At 70.1% G+C, this 19,102-nt stretch carries 21 protein-coding genes; 9 read left to right on the top strand and 12 right to left on the bottom strand.

All coding sequences use genetic code 11. The features are described 5' to 3' along the window. Nucleotides 1-136: 136 nt before the first annotated feature. The 3 genes from ACFYMC_RS10485 to ACFYMC_RS10475 form a co-directional block, all read right to left on the bottom strand. The gene (locus ACFYMC_RS10485) at nt 137-1,270 is read right to left on the bottom strand and encodes an Mrp/NBP35 family ATP-binding protein (protein ID WP_388521868.1); all 1,134 of its coding nucleotides are present in this window, start codon (nt 1,268-1,270) and stop codon (nt 137-139) included. A gap of 68 nt (nt 1,271-1,338) precedes the next feature. Further along, nucleotides 1,339-1,938, bottom strand: coding sequence for a DUF1003 domain-containing protein (locus ACFYMC_RS10480; protein ID WP_388521866.1), 600 nt, complete (start codon nt 1,936-1,938; stop codon nt 1,339-1,341). 106 nt (nt 1,939-2,044) lie between these two features. Next, nucleotides 2,045-3,313, bottom strand: coding sequence for a magnesium transporter MgtE N-terminal domain-containing protein (locus ACFYMC_RS10475; RefSeq protein ID WP_388521821.1), 1,269 nt, complete (start codon nt 3,311-3,313; stop codon nt 2,045-2,047). A 147-nt stretch (nt 3,314-3,460) separates the two neighbouring features. Between ACFYMC_RS10475 and ACFYMC_RS10470 the strand changes: the two genes are divergently transcribed. Beyond that, a complete protein-coding gene (locus ACFYMC_RS10470) occupies nt 3,461-4,249 on the top strand; it encodes a hypothetical protein (protein ID WP_388521819.1) in 789 nt (262 codons plus the stop codon). Nucleotides 4,250-4,280: 31 nt separating this feature from the next. Here the strand turns inward: ACFYMC_RS10470 and ACFYMC_RS10465 are convergent, their stop codons facing one another. Next, a complete protein-coding gene (locus tag ACFYMC_RS10465; RefSeq protein WP_388521816.1) occupies nt 4,281-4,799 on the bottom strand; it encodes a hypothetical protein in 519 nt (172 codons plus the stop codon). 70 nt (nt 4,800-4,869) lie between these two features. Beyond that, entirely contained in the window at nt 4,870-5,985 is a 1,116-nt protein-coding gene (locus tag ACFYMC_RS10460) for a magnesium and cobalt transport protein CorA (protein WP_388521813.1), read from the bottom strand. Nucleotides 5,986-6,498: 513 nt separating this feature from the next. Here ACFYMC_RS10460 and ACFYMC_RS10455 point away from each other — a divergent pair. The 4 genes from ACFYMC_RS10455 (at nt 6,499) to ACFYMC_RS10440 (ending at nt 9,515) form a co-directional block, all read left to right on the top strand. Beyond that, nucleotides 6,499-7,101: a suppressor of fused domain protein gene (locus tag ACFYMC_RS10455; protein WP_388521810.1), complete on the top strand. Its 603-nt coding sequence runs from the start codon at nt 6,499-6,501 to the stop codon at nt 7,099-7,101. 102 nt (nt 7,102-7,203) lie between these two features. Then, nucleotides 7,204-7,857, top strand: a complete 654-nt coding sequence (locus tag ACFYMC_RS10450; protein WP_388521807.1) for a DUF6758 family protein — start codon at nt 7,204-7,206, stop codon at nt 7,855-7,857. A gap of 82 nt (nt 7,858-7,939) precedes the next feature. After that, complete coding sequence (locus ACFYMC_RS10445; RefSeq protein WP_388521805.1) at nt 7,940-8,815, top strand: PHP domain-containing protein; 876 nt, start codon at nt 7,940-7,942, stop codon at nt 8,813-8,815. Nucleotides 8,816-8,909: 94 nt separating this feature from the next. After that, nucleotides 8,910-9,515: a MarC family protein gene (locus ACFYMC_RS10440; protein ID WP_388521802.1), complete on the top strand. Its 606-nt coding sequence runs from the start codon at nt 8,910-8,912 to the stop codon at nt 9,513-9,515. A gap of 79 nt (nt 9,516-9,594) precedes the next feature. On the opposite strand, the gene ACFYMC_RS10435 is transcribed toward ACFYMC_RS10440, so the two are convergent. After that, entirely contained in the window at nt 9,595-9,747 is a 153-nt protein-coding gene (locus ACFYMC_RS10435) for a hypothetical protein (RefSeq protein ID WP_388521799.1), read from the bottom strand. A 159-nt stretch (nt 9,748-9,906) separates the two neighbouring features. On the opposite strand from ACFYMC_RS10435, the gene ACFYMC_RS10430 reads away from it, so the two are divergent. Beyond that, on the top strand, nt 9,907-10,803 hold the full coding sequence (locus ACFYMC_RS10430) for an NYN domain-containing protein (protein ID WP_388521796.1): 897 nt from the start codon (nt 9,907-9,909) through the stop codon (nt 10,801-10,803). Nucleotides 10,804-10,875: 72 nt separating this feature from the next. Here the strand turns inward: ACFYMC_RS10430 and ACFYMC_RS10425 are convergent, their stop codons facing one another. Beyond that, nucleotides 10,876-11,748, bottom strand: coding sequence for an alpha/beta fold hydrolase (locus ACFYMC_RS10425; protein WP_388521794.1), 873 nt, complete (start codon nt 11,746-11,748; stop codon nt 10,876-10,878). 100 nt (nt 11,749-11,848) lie between these two features. Then, on the bottom strand, nt 11,849-13,486 hold the full coding sequence (locus ACFYMC_RS10420; RefSeq protein WP_388521791.1) for a DEAD/DEAH box helicase: 1,638 nt from the start codon (nt 13,484-13,486) through the stop codon (nt 11,849-11,851). A gap of 460 nt (nt 13,487-13,946) precedes the next feature. Here ACFYMC_RS10420 and ACFYMC_RS10415 point away from each other — a divergent pair, with 460 nt between their 5' ends. Continuing rightward, nucleotides 13,947-14,690, top strand: coding sequence for a ferritin-like fold-containing protein (locus ACFYMC_RS10415; RefSeq protein WP_388521788.1), 744 nt, complete (start codon nt 13,947-13,949; stop codon nt 14,688-14,690). A gap of 65 nt (nt 14,691-14,755) precedes the next feature. On the opposite strand, the gene ACFYMC_RS10410 is transcribed toward ACFYMC_RS10415, so the two are convergent. The 4 genes from ACFYMC_RS10410 to ACFYMC_RS10395 form a co-directional block, all read right to left on the bottom strand. Continuing rightward, a complete protein-coding gene (locus tag ACFYMC_RS10410) occupies nt 14,756-15,028 on the bottom strand; it encodes a hypothetical protein (RefSeq protein WP_388521785.1) in 273 nt (90 codons plus the stop codon). A gap of 152 nt (nt 15,029-15,180) precedes the next feature. Beyond that, on the bottom strand, nt 15,181-15,408 hold the full coding sequence (locus tag ACFYMC_RS10405; protein WP_388521782.1) for a DUF3107 domain-containing protein: 228 nt from the start codon (nt 15,406-15,408) through the stop codon (nt 15,181-15,183). A 146-nt stretch (nt 15,409-15,554) separates the two neighbouring features. Then, the gene (locus ACFYMC_RS10400; RefSeq protein ID WP_388521780.1) at nt 15,555-16,202 is read right to left on the bottom strand and encodes a TetR/AcrR family transcriptional regulator; all 648 of its coding nucleotides are present in this window, start codon (nt 16,200-16,202) and stop codon (nt 15,555-15,557) included. 154 nt (nt 16,203-16,356) lie between these two features. Then, nucleotides 16,357-16,572: a hypothetical protein gene (locus tag ACFYMC_RS10395; protein ID WP_388521777.1), complete on the bottom strand. Its 216-nt coding sequence runs from the start codon at nt 16,570-16,572 to the stop codon at nt 16,357-16,359. A gap of 147 nt (nt 16,573-16,719) precedes the next feature. Between ACFYMC_RS10395 and ACFYMC_RS10390 the strand changes: the two genes are divergently transcribed. Continuing rightward, nucleotides 16,720-17,691 (top strand): alpha/beta fold hydrolase, encoded by a 972-nt coding sequence (locus tag ACFYMC_RS10390; protein ID WP_388521774.1) that lies wholly within the window; start codon nt 16,720-16,722, stop codon nt 17,689-17,691. A 7-nt stretch (nt 17,692-17,698) separates the two neighbouring features. Beyond that, nucleotides 17,699-19,018 (top strand): DUF3152 domain-containing protein, encoded by a 1,320-nt coding sequence (locus tag ACFYMC_RS10385; RefSeq protein WP_388521864.1) that lies wholly within the window; start codon nt 17,699-17,701, stop codon nt 19,016-19,018. The last annotated feature ends 84 nt before the right edge of the window (nt 19,019-19,102 follow it).

Below are 19,102 nucleotides of genomic sequence, written 5' to 3'. Positions count from 1 at the left end.
CCCGCGCGCGGTGGCGGCGGGTCTCGGGGGCGGGCCGGCGGGGCGCCCCCCCGCCCCCCCCCCCGGCCCCGCCCCCCCGCCCCCCCCCCCCCCCCCCCCCCCCCCCCCCCCCCCCCCCCACTCGGCGCGGGTGCGCTCAGAACTTGTTGCGCGGGGTGATCCCCAGGGACATGCCGGACAGGCCGCGCTGGCGGCCTCCCAGCTTTTCGGCGATGGCGCGCAGCGCGCTTCCCGCCGGAGAGTCGGGATCGGTGAGGACGACGGGCTTGCCCTCGTCACCGCCCTCGCGCAGGCGCACGTCGATCGGGATGCTGCCGAGCACCGGGACGGTGGCTCCCGTGGTCTTGGTCAGCCCCTCAGCGACCAGTTTGCCGCCGCCGGTCCCGAAGACGTCGACCATTTCGTCGCAGTGCGGGCAGGGCAGGCCGGCCATGTTCTCGACGACGCCGACGATCTTCTGGTGGGTCTGCACGGCGATCGAGCCGGCCCGCTCGGCGACCTCGGCGGCGGCCTGCTGCGGGGTGGTGACGACGAGGATCTCGGCGTTGGGTACCAGTTGGGCCACCGAGATCGCGATGTCGCCGGTGCCCGGCGGCAGGTCGAGGAGCAGGACGTCGAGGTCGCCCCAGTACACGTCGGCGAGGAACTGCTGGAGCGCCCGGTGCAACATCGGGCCGCGCCACACCACCGGCGCGTTGCCCGGGGTGAACATGCCGATCGAGATGACCTTCACGCCGTTCGCCGAGGGCGGCATGATCATGTTCTCGACCTGGGTGGGGCGGCCGTCCGCGCCCAGCATGCGCGGCACGCTGTGGCCGTAGATGTCCGCGTCGACCACCCCGACCTTGAGTCCGTCGGCGGCCATGGCGGCGGCCAGGTTCACCGTGACGGAGGACTTGCCGACGCCGCCCTTGCCGGAGGCCACCGCGTACACCCGCGTCAGCGAACCCGGCTTGGCGAAGGGGACCTCCCGCTCCGCGGTGCCCCCGCGCAGCGCGGCGGCCAGTTCCTTGCGCTGCTCGTCGCTCATCACGTCGAGCTCGACGTGGACGTCGGTGACCCCCTCGACACGGTTGACGGCATCTCGCACGTTGGAGGTGATCGTCTCGCGCATCGGACAGCCCGAGACCGTCAGGTAGACCGTGACCCGCACGGCCCCGTCCGCGCCGACCTCCACTTCCTTGACCATGCCGAGCTCGGTGATCGGCCGGTGGATCTCGGGGTCGTTGACCGTGGCCAGCGCCTCGAGGATCGCGTCCTCGGTGGGCAGGGCGCCGGTGGGGGTGTCGGTAGCCATGCCCCGATGGTACGGCCCGGTAGCCGGGCCGGGGAAAACCCTCAGCGGTCGCCTTCGTCACGTTCCGCGGGCAGCAAGCGCCGTTCGTCCATCTCCTTGATCAGATCCTGGAACTCCGACCGGATCCAGTCCCGGGTGGCCACCTCGCCCAACCCCATCCGAAGTGCCGCGATCTCCCGGGTCAGGTACTCCGTATCGGCGATGGACCGCTCGTTCTGCTTGCGGTCCTGTTCCAGGTTGACCCGGTCCCGGTCGTCCTGGCGGTTCTGCGCGAGCAGGATCAGCGGGGCCGCGTAGGACGCCTGGAGCGACAGTGCCAGGGTCAGGAAGATGAAGGGGTACTCGTCGAAGCGCAGGGTCGCGGGCGCGAAGACGTTCCACAGCACCCACAGGATGATGACCATCGTCATCCAGACGATGAACCGTCCGGTGCCCAGGAAGCGGGCGATCCGCTCCGACACCCGGCCGAAGGCTTCCGGGTCGTACTCGGGAAGCAGGGTGCGACGGGGAGCGCGGGGCAAGTCCAGACGGCCTCGCGAACGCGACAGGGCGCTCGAACCGCTGGCCGCGTTCTTGGCGCGCTCCGCCCGCTCCCGCTCCCGGGCACGCTCCGCCGCGGACTCCTCCGTCTGGCCGGCCAGTGCCTGGCGACGCGCCTGCTCGCGGCGCTCCCGCAGTGCCTCTCGCCGCTCGCGCAGTGCCTCCCGGCGGTCCCGGGCGGGCTCACCGCCGTGTTCCCGTCCGTGTTCAGCCACCCAAGGCCTCCTCGGAGTGGAAGTCGCTCTCGCGCCAGTCCTCGGGCAGCAAGTGGTCCAGGACGTCGTCCACGGTGACGGCGCCGAGCAGCGATCCGCTTTCGTCCACCACCGGCACCGCGACCATGTTGTACGCGGCGAGGTAGCCGGTGATGACCGGTAGCGAGGCGCCCGGTGGAAGCGGGGGCAGGTCGTTGTCCACGATCGAGCTCACCAGTGTGAACGGCGGGTCGCGCAGCAGTCGTTGGAAGTGCACGGTGCCCAGGTACTTGCCGGTCGGGGTCTCGTCGGGAGGGCGACAGACGTACACCTGTGCCGCCAGTGCCGGTGACAGGTCCTCCTGGCGCACCCGGGCCAGGGCGTCCGCCACCGTCGCGTCGGGGCGCAGCACGATCGGCTCCGTGGTCATCAGGCCGCCAGCGGTCCGCTCCTCGTAGGAGAGCAGCCTCCGCACGTCGGCGGCGTCGTCCGGGCGCATCAGCGTGAGCAGCCGCTCCTTGTCGTCCTCGGGCAGCTCGGAGAGCAGGTCCGCGGCGTCGTCGGGGTCCATCGCCTCCAGCACGTCCGCGGCGCGTTCCTCCTGGAGCTTGCCGAGGATCTCCACCTGGTCGTCCTCGGGGAGCTCCTCTAGGACGTCGGCGAGCCGATCGTCGTCGAGGGCGTTGGCGACCTCGGCGCGCCGCTTCGGTGTCAGGTGGTGCAGGACGTTCGCCAGGTCGGCAGGCCGCATCTGTTCGAAGGTGGCGACCAGCGACTCGGCACCCTGTCCGTGCTCATCCAGTGAGAAGCCGGTGACCGCCGACCATTCGACGGTCAGCGCCTCCCCGCGGCGGCGCAAGGCCCCGGCCTTCCCCTTGCGTACGAAGATCCGGTCGATCTCCCAGTCGCGGCGGGCCGGCAGCTGCTGGATGGCCACGTCCAGGACGGTCACTTCCTCACCGCTGGCGACCAGACGGACCCGGCGGTCCAGGAGCTCACCGAGGATCAGTCGTTCGGTGGGGCGCTGTTCGAAGCGACGCATGTTCACCACCCCGGTGGTGATTACCTGGCCGGACTCGACTCCGGTGACGCGGGTCATCGGCAGGAAGATCCGGCGCCGGCTGACCACCTCGACGACCAGACCCAGCAGGCGCGGCGGTCGGCCGGCTACGCGCAGCATCGCCACCAGGTCGCGGACCCGGCCCACCTGGTCGCCGTTCGGGTCGAAGACGGGAACACCGGCCAGATGGGAGACGAAGATCCGGGGGGCGCCGGCTGCCATGGAGCGCTCCTCCTCTGTCTCTTCGGGATGGTTTGTCATCCTGTGTCGTTCTGGCCGGGCTTCAGGCTAGCCCGTCCTGCTCACGGGTGCCGACCGAGGGCCCGGGTACGCTGCCGCCGTACCCTCCACGGTAGAAAGGCCCCGCTCGTGACGGCATTCCCCACGGCCACCCGGCTGCGCCGGGCGGCGCTCGTCGGCGCTTTGTGCGCCGGGCTGACGGTGACGACGGCGGGCTGTGGGGAGGACCCCGATGAGGGGACCAACGGCGTCGGGAAACTCGCGGCGGAGCAGATCGAGCGGAAGGTCCGGGCGGCCATGTCCGGTGCCCAGTCGGTACGGCTGTCCGGGACGGTGATCACCGGCGGTCGTTCCTACCGCCTCGACATGCGGCTCGGGGCGGACGGCGGGACGGGGCAGGTCACCTCCGATGAGAGCACCTTCGAGTTGCTGCGGGTGGGGGAGCAGCTCTACCTGAAGGCGGACGCCACCTTCTGGGAGCACAAGGACGCGGAGGGCGAGGGGCAGGGCTCCGCGGCCGAGGAGTCGGGCGAGCCGGACGAGGACGCGGTGACGGCCGCGAACAAGCTCCAGGACAAGTACGTAAGGGTGCCCGCCGGCGACCCCTCGTACAAGCAACTCCACGGGTTCACCGACAAGAACGTCCTGCTCGACGGTCTGGTGGGCTTCCACGGCAGGGTCGAGAAGGGCGCGTACAACAAGGTCGCAGGCATCCGCACGATCCAGCTCACCGCGGATCAGGGCAACGGCGGGCGGCTCGACGTCTCCCTCGCCGGTCAGCCGTACCCCTTGCGGATGGAACGGGCCGGCGGCGCGGGGGTGGTGGAGCTGGCCGACTGGAATCTGCCGTTCCCGCTGGTCGCCCCCGACAAGGCGGACGTGGTGGACTACGGCCGGGAGCTGCCGGGCGGCGAATAGGTTCGTGGCCGGCGAGGGGCCGCGCGGCCCCTCAGCGCCCGCTGGCCCGTCCGCGCCGCTTGAGCAGCAGCTTCGGCAGACCCGCCGGGATCGGCTGCCGGGTGGTCGCCGGCGTCGGCAGTGGGGCTGCGGCGAGGGAGCCCTGATGGCCCGAGCTGTCCACGGACAACGGCTCCAGACGGAGCAGTCGGCACTGGCTTGCCCAGCGCTCGGTCATCCGCTCGCCGTCCGGTGCGTTCAGCCGCTTGCCCTTGAGCTCGGCCACGGCGGTGTTCCAGGCTTCGCCGCCAGGCCGTAGCTCCACCACCTGCGCCCGCCAGGTCACCAGGCGTCCGCCCTTGTCCTTGCTGCGCACGGTCACCTCGGCGACCGACCCGTCGGACAAGCCCGGGAAGGGCTGTTCACCGGGACCGTCGCCCAGCACGTGGGCGGCCCCGTCCAACCAGGCGTGCCACAGCGCCCGCTCCGGCCCGGTGCCACGGACCCAGACCAGTCCGGACTTCTTCGTGGCCTCCTCGACGAGGGCCAGGTCGAGCGTGCTGAGAGTCATGCGGACAGCGTAAGGGCTGCGCGTCGTCCGCTGGCTGGTGCGGCCGACGGCCGCGGGGTGGCCGGGTCGGTTAGAGCCAGCCGTTGCGGCGCAGGGCCCGGTGGATGGTCAGACAGATGCCGACGATCGTCGTCATCACCATGGGGTAGCCGTAGCGCCACTGGAGCTCAGGCATGTGCTCGAAGTTCATGCCGTACACACCGCAGATCATGGTCGGGACCGCGATGATCGCTGCCCAGGCGGTGATCTTCCGCATGTCCTCGTTCTGCGCGACGGTCGCCTGCGCCAGGTTCGCCTGGAGGATGGAGTTCAGGAGTTCGTCGAATCCCGTGACCTGCTCGTGGACCCGCTCCAGGTGGTCGGCGACGTCCCGGAAGTACTTCTGGATGTCGGGGTCGACCAGCCGCATGGGACGCTCGCTAAGCAGCTGCATCGGACGTAGCAGCGGGGAGACCGCCCGCTTGAACTGGAGGACCTCGCGCTTGAGCTGGTAGATCCGGCCCGCGTCGGTGCCACGTGAGCTGCCCTTGGTGGGGGCGGCGAAGACCTCGTTCTCGACCGAGTCGATATCGTCCTGGACCGCCGAGGCCACCGCGATGTAACCGTCCACGACATGGTCGGCGATCGAGTGCAGGACGGCCGAGGGGCCCTTGGACAGCAGGTCCGGGTCGTCCTGTAGGCGGTTGCGCAGGGACTTGAGTGACCCCTGCCCGCCGTGCCGGACGGTGATGACGAAGTCCCGTCCGGTGAAGCACATCACCTCGCCGGTCTCCACCACCTCGCTGGTCGCGGTCAGTTCGGCGTGCTCGACGTAGTGGATGGTCTTGAAGACCGTGAACAGCGTCTCGTCGTAGCGCTCCAGCTTGGGGCGCTGGTGGGCGTGGACGGCGTCTTCGACCGCCAGCGGGTGGAGTCCGAACTCCTGTGCGATACCGGCGAATTCGGCTTCGGTCGGCTCATGCAGGCCGATCCAGGCGAAGCCGCCCTCCTCGCGGACCTCGCGCATCGCCTCGCGCGGCGACGGGCAGGCGGATTCCTGGACCCGCCGCCCGTGGCGGTAGACCGCACAGTCCACCACGGCGCTGCTCGCCGAAGGGTCTCGGGTGGCGTCGTAGTTGCTGTAGGCGGGGCTGGCCTTGCGCAGCGAGGGACGCACTACGGCGCGCAGGTCGCGGATCATCGACATGGCAGGCTCCTTCGTGCGGCTCGCGCCGCCGGTGGGAGGACTCCCGTCCACTACGGGGCGGACGGAAGGAAGGGCGGGAGGAGAGGGTGCTTCCATCGCTGCTTCCGTCACACGCCGGCGCCGGGACGCCATCGTCCGGGCCGGTCCGGTGCTGAAGTCGGGCACTCCGGCCCTTACGGCGGTCCGGGCCGTACAGGAGGGGAGTGACCGGACCGCATCCCGTGATGGGAAATCAGGCCGGTGGGCGTCGCCTGGGGCGGGTCGGTGCGGAAGAGCTGTTGGTACTGCACGATCGACTTCGATCCACCGCAGCCCCACCTCCTCCAGCCGGTCCCCCGTGAGGGACGACGTGTCCCCCCGTGGGGGGATGACCTGGCGTCGGGGTTGAGGGGTGGCAGCGCCGATGCGCCTGCCCACGTGTGTTCTGGTACCCCGACCAGCGGTCAACACTATCAGCCGACGGATGGTCAAAAGCTGTTCTTTACCCACTCCATAGGGTTCTATGCTCGGCCCATGTCAGAACTTCTCGCGCTGGTGGAAGCTCAACTCCGGATGAAACTGGGTGAACCGGACTCTCGTGCGGCCGTCACCTTCCTCGGCACCGATCGCATCGAGGTGCTCCGCTTCCAGGAGCCCGACCCGGAGGGCCGCGGCGGGCTGGTCCGCTACGCCACGCTCGGCATGTCCGCGCAGCCCATGGCCGATCCGACCGCCGTGCTCGCTGACCCGCTGCGCGGTCCCCGCGCGGAACTGCTCCTCACGCTCCGGTCCGGCCTCGCCCCCGTCGACGAGGTGCTGCGTCCGCTGGCCGTACTCGCCGCCTCTCCTCAGGTCGAGGGTGTGGTCGTGGCCCCAGGCGCCTCGCTCGACCTCGGCGATCCGCTGTGGACGGGAGCGCCGTTCAGTTCCGTGCTCGTGGCCGAACCGGGCGGCCTGGTCGCTGACTTGGCGCTGGAGGATCCCATGGAGGCGGTGCGCTTCCTCCCGCTGCTTCCGATGACTCCCAACGAGGCCGCCTGGAAGCGCGTGCACGGCGCATCCGCCCTCCAGGAGCGCTGGTTGTCCCGTGGCACGGATCTACGGGACCCCAGGCGCACCTCCGTTCAGCTGGACTGACGCCCGCCGCTGGACTGACGCCCGCCGCCGTCGGGTACGCATCGCATCCGGACGGGTGATCGTCCTTGACGTGACGGCGACCGGGGAGGAGCGTGGAGCCCTATGAGGGGCGAACCGAGTTGCCCAAAGTGTGGTGGACGGGTCAGGGCACCCGGTCTCTTCGCCGATTCGTGGCAGTGCCCCGTCCACGGGATCGTCCATCCGCTCCAGCCGGTCATCCCTCCCAGCGTCGAGGGCCTCAGCGTCGTCGTGAACCGATCCCACGTCCCGGTCTGGATGCCCTGGCCGCTCCCGGTGGGGTGGCTCTTCACGGGAGTCGCCTGTGCCGGCGACGACCGCAGCGGCGGCCGGGCGACCGCGGTGGCATGCTCCGGGCCCGGTCCGCTCGGCGGGATCGGAGAGCTCCTGCTCGTCGCCGAGGAGCTCGGCGTGGGGCTGGGCTCCCGCTTCGCCGGGGTCGACGGACCGGACCCGGGCCCCTACATGAACATCTCCGGCGCACCGCACGCGAAGGTGGTCGCCGCCGGGCGCCCCACCCCGCTGTGGCACGTCTCCCACACCCCCACCGACCGGGCGGTCTTCGCCGGCGAGGCGTGCGGGCTCTGGCTCTGGGCGATCGTCTGGCCCGAGAAGTCCGGCCTGCTCATGTACGACGAGCTCGTCCTCACCGACCTGCGTGATGCCGGCGCCGAAGTCGAACTCCTGCCCTGTGGTGCGCTCTCACCCCGGCTCCTGGACCTGCCGCCGGCCACCTGAGGTGGCGGCCGTGGACGGCGGGCGGGTTCGGCCCGGTTATCCTGGAGTGTCCCCCTGTCCGTACCACCCCTGGAGTCGTGCTGTGCGCATCGATCTGCACACCCACTCCACGGCGTCCGACGGTACGGACACCCCCGCCGAGCTGGTCCACGGCGCGGTCGCCGCCGGGCTGGACGTGGTGGCACTCACCGACCATGACACCGTCGCCGGCCACGCCGAGGCGATCGAGGCACTGGCGGCGCTGGACACCCACCTCACGCTCGTCACCGGCGCGGAGCTGTCCTGCCGTGTCGACGGGGTCAGCCTGCATCTGCTGGCCTACCTCTTCGACCCGGTCGAGCCGGAGCTGGCACGCGAACGCGAGCTCGTCCGCGACGACCGGTTGCCGCGAGCCCGCGCGATGGTGGCCACCCTTCAGGAACTCGGCGTACCGATCACCTGGGACCGGGTTGCCCGGATCGCCGGGACCGGTTCGGTGGGTCGCCCGCACATCGCCAGCGCCATGGTCGAACTGGGCGTGGTCCCCACGGTCTCGGACGCCTTCACCGCTGACTGGCTGGCCGACGGCGGCCGGGCCTACGCGCAGAAGCACGAGCTCGACCCCTTCGAGGCCGTCCGCCTGGTCAAGGCGGCGGGTGGGGTCAGCGTGTTCGCGCACCCGCTGGCGGTCAAGCGCGGCCAAGTGGTGCCCCAGGCCGTGATAGCGGGACTCGCGGAGGCCGGACTGGACGGCATCGAGGTCGACCACATGGACCACGACGGTCCCTCCCGCGACCGCCTGCGCGGCATCGCGGCCGAACTCGGTCTGTTGACCACCGGCTCCAGCGACTACCACGGCAGCCGCAAGACCTGTCGGCTCGGGGAGTACACCACTGACCCCGAGATCTACGGCGAGATCACTCGCCGTGCCACCGGCGCCTTCCCCGTCCCCGGTGCGGGCGGACGCGCCGGCGCCTGAGGTCAGCCCTCCCCCACCACTGCTCCCCGTCGCGGGTCGCGTCGATCCCGCCCGCCTGTCTCTCGTACGACTTCTCCTCGCAAGGCCAACACCTGTGTTCGACTTCGCTGTCTTCGGATCCCTTTTTCTCACCCTTTTTGTGATTATGGACCCCCCGGGTATCACGCCGATCTTCCTGGCGTTGACCTCGGGGCGCGCCGCCAAGGTGCAACGCCGGATGGCCTGGCAGGCTGTCGCCGTCGCCTTCGGCGTCATCGCGGTGTTCGGCATCTGCGGTCAGCAGATCCTCGACTATCTGCACGTTTCGGTTCCCGCACTGATGATCGCCGGCGGTCTGCTGCTGTTGCTGATCGCACTCGACCTGCTCACCGGGAAGACCGACGAACCGACCCAGACCAAGGACGTGAACGTGGCGCTGGTGCCACTGGGCATGCCGCTGCTGGCCGGGCCCGGCGCCATCGTCTCGGTCATCCTGGCGGTCCAGAAGGCCGATGGTGTCTCCGGTCAGCTCTCTGTCTGGTCCGCGATCGTCGCGATGCACATCGTGCTCTGGCTGACCATGCGGTACTCGCTGGTGATCATTCGCGTCATCAAGGACGGTGGCGTTGTCCTGGTGACGCGCCTCGCCGGCATGATGCTCTCCGCGATCGCCGTGCAGCAGATCATCAACGGGGTGCTTCAGGTGGTCCACAGCGCGTGATCGTGTGGTTGTGCCTGCGCCCCCGTGCCGGATTCGGCACGGGGGCGCAGACGCATGGATGGGGCCAATCACGCAGCGGTTATGAGGCCGCACTCTCGGCGGGGCGGATGTAGATGCGCTGGCCGATCGAGGCGGCCTGCTGCACGATCCGGTTGACGGAGGCGGCGTCCACGACGGTGGTGTCCACGGCGGTCCCGTCGACGTCGTCCAGGCGCATGATCTCGAAGCGCATGGGCTTCTCCCTTCGTCTTCTTCGCTCGCTGACACAGGTGACAACGAGGTGCATAGTGAAATCATTCCCTACGCTAAGGAAATTTTTTCACTTGCTAACAACTGGTCGGTAACCCGACCGGTTGTGTGGGCTGCGTCACGCCCGGGAGAATCAGATTCTATGGAAGACGAGATCGCCGCGCGTCTTGAGCGGACCAATGAGCTCCTCCAGCGCATGCTGGCGGAGGTCGCCAAGACGCCCTCGACCCATGCGATCTTCGTCGACGCCGGATACGTGTACGCGGCAGCGGGCCGTCTCGTGGCCGGAACTGAGGACCGCCGCTCCTTCGACCTCGACTCCGAAGGCCTCATCGAAGCCTTCATCGACAAGGCGCGAACGATATTCGCTGACAGCCGGCTGCTGCGCGTCTACTGGTACGACGGCGCCCGGCGTCGCATCCACACCGTCGAGCAGCAGTCCATCGCCGAACTCCCCGACGTCAAGGTGCGCCTGGGCAATCTCAATGCCAACAACCAGCAGAAGGGCGTCGACTCCCTCATCCGCAACGACCTGGAGTCGTTGGCCCGACACCGCGCGATCAGCGATGCCGCACTGGTGGGAGGCGATGAGGACCTGGTGTCCGCAGTCGAGGCCGCCCAAGGGTACGGGGCCCGGGTGCACCTGTGGGGGATCGAGGCCGTCGAGGGGCGCAACCAGGCCGAACCGCTGCTGTGGGAGGTGGACAGCCAGCGGGTCTTCGACCTCGAATTCTGCAAGCCCTACGTCACTCGCAGACCCGTAGCGGCGGCCCAGGAGCCGGACCACGAGGGAAACCAGCGGCCGAACCGCGAAGACGTACGCTTCGTCGGGGCGCAGATCGCGGCGACCTGGCTCGCTGCCCGTGGCCGCGGCACCCTCGCCGAGCTCCTACCGGGACAGCCCTACCTGCCCGGCGCGGTCGACCAGGAACTCCTCGTCGAGGCCGAGGCGCTGTTGAGGTACTCACTGCGCGGGCAGGCCGATCTGCGCAGAGCTCTGCGGGACGGTTTCTGGTCCCACCTCCAGTCGCAGTACTGACCCTGGTGCGCCACCCGGACGGGACCCGGTGGAGAGGCACCGGGCGTCCGGCCCGCTCGTGGCGCACTCCCGTCAGGAGCCGACCGAAGCCCAGAAGTCGATCAGCGCCGCGGCGGTTCCCACCGGGTCCTCGGCGTTCGGGGAATGACCGGTGCCCGTGATCACGGTGCGCCGCGCACCCAACCTCCGGGCCATCTCGTCCATCGACTCGACCGGCCAGGCATAGTCGACCGCCCCCGACAACACGTGCAGCGGTAGGGAACCATCCGCGGCCGAGGCCAACTCGGCGACCCGGTCCGGTTCGCAGATCAGCTGCCGTCCGGTGGCGATGAGCTGTTGCGGCACGTTCGCCAACCACCGCCGGTGCAGGAACTCCGTGAGATCCGCGGGCTCCGTGGCACCCTCCGGGTCCTGAGCCCGCATCGCCTGCCAGACGAACTCCATTCCGGCGGCGTCGCTCACCTGCTCCAGAGCCGCGACCAGCATCTTCGTCAGCTCCTGCTGGGATTCGGAGATGGCCCCCGGACCACTGCTCATCAAGGTGAGCGAAGCGAACGGCCGCGGATCACGGATCACGGCGGCCCGGGTCAGGAGACCACCCAGCGAATGCCCCACCAGATGCACGGGGCAGTCCCCGAGCGCCGCGGCCTGGGCCAGTACGTCCCTGGCCAGCTCCGCCTGGGAGTAGGCGGACTCCTCAGGAACTCCGCCACTCTCGTGCTGGCCGCGCCCGTCCACGGCGACGACCCGGAATCCCGCACCACTCAAGGGTTCCAGCAGGCCGATGAAGTCTTCCTTGCTGCCGGTGAAACCGGGCACGAGCAGTGCCGTACCGCGGCTCTCGCCCGTGGGACGCGCCTCGTGTACGGCGAACTCTCCCCGTGTGGTCGCGAGTCGGTACGCGGTGCTGCACTGCGGCAAGGTCAGCTGCGGGGGCTTGCTCATGCCCTCACGCTACCGACTGCCCGCACTCCTGCTACCCCCGGGTAGCCCGAAGGCCCGGCATCCAACGGATACCGGGCCATCGGTCGTAGTCCGACGAGCGTCAGGACTCCTTGGTTGCCGCGGTTTTGCGGGTGCGGCGGCGGGGCTTGGTTTCGGCCTCGGTTTCGGGGGTGTCCGTTGCCGTGGCTGTTTCGGTGGTGGGGGTGGTTGCCGCGGTTTTGCGGGTGCGGCGGCGGGGCTTGGCTTCGATCTCGGTTTCGGGGGTGTCCGTTGCCTCGGGAAGCGTCGCTACCGCAGCGGGGGCCTCGACCACTGTGACAGCCGCGCCGCGGGTGCGGCGGCGGCGCGGGCGGCGCGGCTCGTTCGCGGCCTCGGATGCGTCCTCGGCGGGCTCCGCCGGTGCCGGCACCACGGCCGGGGTAGCGACTTCGGCACCGCCGCGGGTACGGCGGCGCTGGCGCGGGGCACGCGTGCGAGCCGGACGCTCCTCGGCCGGCGCGGCGGCACTCGCGGCCGGGCGGCGAGTGCCGCGGGCGCCGCGACCACCCGTCTCGCCCAGGTCCTCGACCTGTTCCGCCCGAAGACCGGCGCGGGTGCGCTCCGCCCGGGGGAGTACGCCCTTGGTGCCGGCGGGAATCCCCAGCAGCTCGTAGAGGTGGGCGGAGGTGGAGTACGTCTCCTCCGGGTCGTTGAAGTCCAGGCCCAACGCCTTGTTGATGAGCTGCCAGCGCGGGATGTCGTCCCAGTCGACCAGGGTGACGGCGGTGCCGGAGGCGCCGGCGCGGCCGGTACGTCCCACCCGGTGCAGATAGGTCTTCTCGTCTTCCGGCGTCTGGTAGTTGATGACGTGCGTCACGCCCTCAACATCGATGCCACGGGCGGCGACATCGGTGCAGACGAGCACGTCGACCTTGCCGTTACGGAAGGCGCGCAGGGCCTGTTCACGGGCGCCCTGCCCGAGGTCGCCGTGTACGGCGCCGGAAGCGAAGCCACGCTTGTCCAACTGCTCGGCGAGGTCGGCCGCGGTCCGCTTGGTGCGGCAGAAGATCATCGCCAGCCCACGACCGTCGGCCTGCAGGATCCGGGAGACCATCTCGGCCTTGTCCATGGAGTGCGCGCGGAAGACGTGCTGGGTGATGTTCGCCACCGTGGCGCCCTCGTCGTCCGGCGAGGTGGCGCGGATGTGCGTGGGCTGCGACATGTAGCGGCGGGCCAGGCCGATGACCGCACCCGGCATGGTCGCCGAGAACAGCATCGTCTGGCGGCTCGCCGGAAGCAGACTGATGATCCTCTCGACATCCGGCAGGAAGCCCAGGTCGAGCATCTCGTCGGCTTCGTCGAGGACGAGCGCCTTGATGTGGGAGAGGTTCAGCTTCTTCTGGCCCGCGAGGTCCAGCAGACGGCCGGGCGTGCCGACGATGACGTCCACGCCCTTCTGCAACGCCTCGACCTGCGGCTCGTAGGCACGGCCGCCGTATATGGCCAGGACGCGGACGTTGCGCACCTTGCCCGCGGTCAGCAGGTCATTGGTCACCTGCGTGCACAGCTCGCGGGTCGGGACGACGATGAGCGCCTGCGGAGCGTCAGTCAGCTGCTCGGGCCTGGCCCGACCTGCCTCGACGTCCGCGGGGACGACCACGCGCTCAAGTAGCGGAAGGCCGAAACCGAGCGTCTTGCCGGTTCCGGTCTTGGCCTGGCCGATGACGTCCGTGCCGGAAAGGGCGACGGGGAGGGTCATCTCCTGGATGGGAAAGGGGGACACGATGCCGACGGCCTCAAGGGCTTCGGCGGTCTCGGGGAAGATCCCGAGCTCTCGGAACGTAGTCAGGGTGCTGCCTCTTCTGTGAGACGCGGCGCGAAGCGGCGAGGGGGGTCTTACCGAGCCGTTCGATCGCCGGCCGCTATCGGGCCGGATGGCGCGGGACCACAGCCTTCGCTCAGGCGCTCGTGCCGCTGAGGGGGCCCCTCATGGGCGGCGGCATCTGAACATGCTCACCACGCGGAGGGCGGTCGGTTGGAGCCGATCGGGCCACCGACCGGGCATCCTCATTCGGATGGCCCGCCGATTCTTTCGGCAGGCGCATTACCACTGTACCCCGGAATCGCGCAGGTGTGTCGGGTGAATTCCTCGGGGGCGCCTGTTCGCCTCTGATGACCAGAGCCCTACGCGGCTCGCCGGGCGGGCTATTGTGCCCAGCATGGAGACGTCTGACAACGCCGGCACCGCCGAAGAACTGACCGGGATCGCCGCCCAGGACTGGGCGACCGCCTCCGCCTCCCCGCAGTACCGCGCAGCGGTCGTGGATCTGTTGGGCGCGCTCGCGTACGGGGAGCTGGCGGCCTTCGAGCGACTCGCGGAGGATGCCAAGCTGGCGCCGACCCTGGGGGACAAGGCGGAGCTGGCGAAGATGGCTTCCGCCGAGTTCCACCACTTCGAGCAGCTGCGGGACCGACTGGCCGCGATCGACACCGAGCCGACCGCGGCGATGGAACCCTTCGCCAAGGCGCTGGACGACTTCCACCGTCAGACTGCCCCGTCGGACTGGCTGGAAGGCCTGGTCAAGGCATATGTGGGGGACTCCATCGCGAGTGACTTCTACCGTGAGGTGGCGGCCCGTCTGGACTCCGACACCCGCTCGCTGGTGCTCGGTGTGCTCGACGACACCGGACATGGCAATTTCGCGGTGGAGAAGGTGCGGGCCGCCATCGAAGCGGATCCGAGGGTCGGCGGACGTCTCGCGTTGTGGGCACGCCGGCTGATGGGCGAGGCGCTTTCGCAGGCCCAGCGGGTCGTCGCCGAACGCGACGCCCTGTCCACCATGCTCGTCGGCGGGGTCGACGGTATGGCGGCGGGCTTCGACCTGGCCGAGGTGGGGCGGATGTTCTCCCGCATCACCGAGGCGCACACCAAGAGGATGGCCGCGCTGGGTCTGGCTGCCTGAGCCGGTGTCAGACCCCGTCCTGCCCGCTCCCGGGGCGCCGGTCCGCTGGCGAGCCTGAGCTCCCGTCAGCCTCCGGAGGGGACCGAAAGGGACCTCCCGGGGGCCGGCCGCAGCAGGAGCGAGACCACCACCGAGGTCACCGCGACAGCCCCGGTGAGGGTGGCGGCGAGGTTCCCGGAGTCGAGGGCGTAGTGCGTCAGGCCGGCGCCGAAGAGCGCCGCGGTGCCGCCGGTCGTGAGGACCACGGACCCGGCCGGCAGCCGGTGTGGCAGCCGGCGGACGGCCAACCATGACAGGCCCAGGCCGAGCGCAGCAGCTCCGAGCGCTTCGAAAATCATGGATCCCTCCCGCCAGTCAGGGGCAAATCGGTCCTTGGCGGTCCTACCCGGCGCTGGCCGAGGACAACCCAGATGAACCCCAGCGCACACAGAAAAACGGCCCGGTGGAGCAACCACCAGACCGTTTTTCTCAGTTGTGTGTGACGCCCGGCTTACAGCGCGCCGAACCCCACCTTGCGGACGGACGGCTCGCCGATGTCCACGTACGCCAGCTTGGCGGACGGCACGAGGACCTTGCGGCCCTTGTCGTCCGTCAGGCTGAGCACCGCGCTCTTGCCGGACAGCGCATCGGCGATGACGCCTTCGAGCTCCTCGGCAGACAGCCCGCTTTCCAGCACGATCTCCCGGGGTGCGTGCTGCACGCCGATCTTGACCTCCACGGCTACGTCCCTCCGACGGTCTGGGGTGCGCGATCACCGCGCCCTACCCCGACACATTAGCTCGGTCAGGGGATCGGGAAGGACGCACTGCCGCACGCTGGCAGCGAACACCGACGGGCCTCGGGGCCCCCGTCGGGGGCGCCGGGTCAGTGGGCGGCAGCGTCCGTCCCGTGCAGCGGGAAGCCCGCGATGCCACGCCAGGCCAGGGAGGTCAGCAGTTGCACCGCCTTGTCCCGAGGAACCGGGCTTTCGCTGGACAGCCAGTAGCGCGCGACCACCTGAGAGACGCCGCCGAGGCCCACGGCTAGCAGCATCGACTCGTCCTTGGCCAGGCCCGTGTCCTCGGCGATGACGTCGGAGATCGCCTCCGCGCACTGCAGCGAAACCCGGTCGACCCGCTCGCGCACGGCGGGCTCGTTGGTCAGGTCGGATTCGAAGACCAGCCGGAAGGCGCCGCCCTCGTCCTCGACGTAGGCGAAGTACGCGTCCATGGTCGCGGCCACGCGCAGCTTGTTGTCGGTGGTCGACTCCAGAGCTCCGCGCACGGCCTGGAGCAGCGATTCGCAGTGCTGGTCGAGCAGCGCGAGGTAGAGGTCCAGTTTCCCCGGGAAGTGCTGGTAGAGCACCGGCTTGCTGACGCCGGCCCGCTCGGCGATGTCGTCCATCGCAGCCGCGTGGTACCCCTGGGCGACAAAGACTTCCTGTGCTGCGCCCAGCAACTGATTGCGTCGGGCACGGCGCGGCAGGCGGGTGCCCCGCGGGCGCGCCGCCTCTGTCTGCTCGATGGCTGTCACGCCGCCTCCCGCTTTCTCCTTGGAACCAGCACGACCGAAAAGTGCTGTGTGACTGAATGCACTGCGCCCGCCATCGTACTTTTCGGTAACCCGTTGTGGGGGGTCCGCGCTGCTTTTTCTCAGTGTGCGGACCCCTGCGGACGTGCGGGAAGACTCAGCGGTAGTCCTCCTCGTCGAGAGCCACGACCTTGGACTGGTCCACGACGTCCGCCTCGTTGGCCTTGTCGCGGTCACGTTCCGTGAGCGAGTCGTCCTTCTGGGGACTCAGGTCCGCGTGCTGTTCCGCCGCGTCCGCCTCCGGGGCCTCGGCGTCGAGCGCCTCCTGGAACTGGTCCTGGAAGGTGTCCGGTTCCGCAGGGTCGACTGTCATGGAGTTCCCCTCTTTCCGCGGGGCCACGGGCGGCCCTGGCCGCGCCGCCCTCACCTAAGAGCCTAGGAGGGTCAACGGCAGGACGCTACGTGGGTCTGTGACGGCGAACACACGAGCCCCGGCGTGATCGTCTCGTAACATTGCCCCATGTCGTCGACCGAGCTGCCCGATGTGAGCGTCACCCCCAAGGTGACCGCACCGACGAGCACCGTGCGAATCGCCGAAGGGGAGCAGTTGCGGTCCGCGGCGCTGCCCGGGCTGACGCTCACTGTGCGTTCCCGACCCCCGGTGCGCCCCGGACTGCCGCCCGCCCTCTTCGTGCACGGGCTCGGCGGTTCCTCGCAGAACTGGTCGGCGCTGATGCCCCTCGTCGAGGAACTGGTCGACTGTGAGGCGATCGACCTGCCCGGGTTCGGCGATTCCCCGCCGCCGGCCGATCGGGACTACTCGGTCACCGCGCACGCCCGTGCGGTGATTCGTCACCTCGACGCCAGTGGCCGCGGCCCGGTGCATCTTTGTGGCAACTCGATGGGCGGCGCGGTCGCTACCCGCGTCGCGGCCGTCCGGCCCGACCTGGTGCGCACCCTCACCCTGATCTCCCCGGCCCTGCCGGAGTTGCGGGTACAGCGGTCGGCGGTGCCCACCGCGCTCCTCGCGCTGCCCGGGGCCGCCCCGCTGTTCGCCCGGCTCACCCGGGACTGGAGTGCGGAAGAACGCACCCGTGGGGTGACGGCCCTTTGTTACGGGGACCCCGCACGGGTGACGCCGGAGGGATTTCGGCATGCGGTGGAGGAAACGGAGCGTCGGATGGCACTCCCCTACTTCTGGGAGGCGATGTCCCGCTCCTCACGAGGCATCGTCGACGCCTACACCCTCGGTGGCCAGCACGGACTGTGGCGTCAGGCCGAGCGGGTGCTCGTACCGACCCTGCTCGTGTACGGAGGGCGGGACCGACTCGTCTCCTACCGAATGGCCCGCCGGGCAGCAGCTGCCTTCTGCCGCTCGCGGCTGCTGACGCTCCCGGACGCCGGACACGTGGCGATGATGGAGTACCCCGAGAGGGTCGCCGCGGCCTTCAGGGATCTGCTCGGTGAAGACCAAGACAGTGGCGGGAGCTGAGGTTCGGGTGGGACGACATAGTCGCAAAGGGCCGGTGCCCGAGCCCGGCCCCGCGCCGGTGGCGCCGCAACAGCCGGGGCCCTCGGAGTACCCCACAGCCGGTCCGGGCGGGTACGCGGGCCACGATCCGTACGACACGGGGCGGCAGAGTGCTCGCCTCGCCCCGTACGGGCAGGGCGGCGGCTACCCGCAGGACACGACCGGTGCGATACCGGTGGTGGACGGCTGGGTGGAGCCGGTTCGGGGCGGGCACCCCGAGATCCGTGAGCCCGGAGGTGGTTGGGGCACCGTCGCCGAGACGCCTTCGGGGGACGTCGGATCGGTCTACGGGGACTGGCGTGGCACACCGGTGCGGGCGCCTTCCGCGCCCGCGCCCTTCCCGCGGCCTCGGCGCGAGTCCCCGCCGCCACCCGCCCCGGAGAGCGTCGCCGCTTTCGACTCGGCCTTCGCCGAGCCGGCGGCGGTACCCGGGCCGCGTGCTCCCGTGGAGTCCGGCGTGCCGGCCAGAAGCCGGGGCCGGGGGCGCCTGTACACCGGGATGGCCGCTGCCGCCGTCACCACCGTGCTCGCGGTGGTCGTCGCCCAGCAGGTCGCCAGTGAGGAAGAGGGGCGGCTGAGCGCGCAGAGCAGCAACGCGGGGGAGGGGCGCACGGACGGGGGCCTCACCTCGCGCTCCGATCAGCGGACCGCCTCCGAGGAGGCGCAGTTGGGGACGGCGCCGGTCGAGAAGACCTACGAGGAGAAGCTCGCTGAGAGCAGTTCCATCGACCCCGGACTCAAGGGGTCGGGGCGCTTCGAGGTGGTACCGGGATTCGTGGCGGCGCCGGGTAAGGGGCGGCTAGTGCGGTACCGCGTAGAGGTGGAGGAGAACCTCGGTCTGGACGCGGCGCTGTTCGCCGAGGCGGTCCAGCGCACCCTGAACGACGAGCGCGGTTGGGCACACGGCGGGAAGCTGACCTTCGAGCGGGTCTCCTCGGGTGCGGCCGAGTTCGTGATCACCCTGGCCAGCCCGGGTACCACCGCGCACTGGTGCGCCAAGTCGGGCCTCGACACCACCGTCGACAACGTCTCCTGCGATTCCTCCGCCACCGAGCGGGTGATGATCAACGGCTTCCGCTGGGCACAGGGCTCGGAGACGTACGGCCCGCAGATCGCTGCTTACCGGCAGATGCTGATCAACCATGAGATCGGTCATCGACTTGGCCACGGGCACGTCAATTGCAGCACTCCGGGCGCGCTGGCTCCCGTGATGCAGCAGCAGACCAAGTCACTGGAGATCGGCGGCATCAAGTGTCGCCCCAACCAGTGGGTCTACCCGGGGAACTGAGCAGCCGTAACGGTGTCGCTGCCTCGCCGGGGCGGGGCCACGCCGTGGTCGGGGCGCCACGGGCCCGGATGACCGGGTCGCCGC

Origin of the sequence: Streptomyces sp. NPDC006879 (genome assembly GCF_042869595.1) — a bacterium.
In the GTDB taxonomy this organism is placed as follows: domain Bacteria; phylum Actinomycetota; class Actinomycetes; order Streptomycetales; family Streptomycetaceae; genus Streptomyces.
The sequence above is the reverse complement of the archived record's forward strand: the minus strand, read 5'-3'. Positions and strand labels throughout refer to the sequence as shown.

What these genes read in the sequence shown, in the direction of transcription:
- ACFYMC_RS10395 (WP_388521777.1), bottom strand. Translation starts at nt 16,572, where the DNA reads ATGACAGTCGACCCTGCGGAACCGGACACCTTCCAGGACCAGTTCCAG.
- ACFYMC_RS10420 (WP_388521791.1), bottom strand. Translation starts at nt 13,486, where the DNA reads ATGACCCTCCCCGTCGCCCTTTCCGGCACGGACGTCATCGGCCAGGCC.
- ACFYMC_RS10450 (WP_388521807.1), top strand. Translation starts at nt 7,204, where the DNA reads ATGAGGGGCGAACCGAGTTGCCCAAAGTGTGGTGGACGGGTCAGGGCA.
- ACFYMC_RS10460 (WP_388521813.1), bottom strand. Translation starts at nt 5,985, where the DNA reads ATGTCGATGATCCGCGACCTGCGCGCCGTAGTGCGTCCCTCGCTGCGC.
- ACFYMC_RS10390 (WP_388521774.1), top strand. Translation starts at nt 16,720, where the DNA reads ATGTCGTCGACCGAGCTGCCCGATGTGAGCGTCACCCCCAAGGTGACC.
- ACFYMC_RS10475 (WP_388521821.1), bottom strand. Translation starts at nt 3,313, where the DNA reads ATGGCAGCCGGCGCCCCCCGGATCTTCGTCTCCCATCTGGCCGGTGTT.
- ACFYMC_RS10455 (WP_388521810.1), top strand. Translation starts at nt 6,499, where the DNA reads ATGTCAGAACTTCTCGCGCTGGTGGAAGCTCAACTCCGGATGAAACTG.
- ACFYMC_RS10415 (WP_388521788.1), top strand. Translation starts at nt 13,947, where the DNA reads ATGGAGACGTCTGACAACGCCGGCACCGCCGAAGAACTGACCGGGATC.
- ACFYMC_RS10465 (WP_388521816.1), bottom strand. Translation starts at nt 4,799, where the DNA reads ATGACTCTCAGCACGCTCGACCTGGCCCTCGTCGAGGAGGCCACGAAG.
- ACFYMC_RS10425 (WP_388521794.1), bottom strand. Translation starts at nt 11,748, where the DNA reads ATGAGCAAGCCCCCGCAGCTGACCTTGCCGCAGTGCAGCACCGCGTAC.
- ACFYMC_RS10435 (WP_388521799.1), bottom strand. Translation starts at nt 9,747, where the DNA reads ATGCGCTTCGAGATCATGCGCCTGGACGACGTCGACGGGACCGCCGTG.
- ACFYMC_RS10410 (WP_388521785.1), bottom strand. Translation starts at nt 15,028, where the DNA reads ATGATTTTCGAAGCGCTCGGAGCTGCTGCGCTCGGCCTGGGCCTGTCA.
- ACFYMC_RS10430 (WP_388521796.1), top strand. Translation starts at nt 9,907, where the DNA reads ATGGAAGACGAGATCGCCGCGCGTCTTGAGCGGACCAATGAGCTCCTC.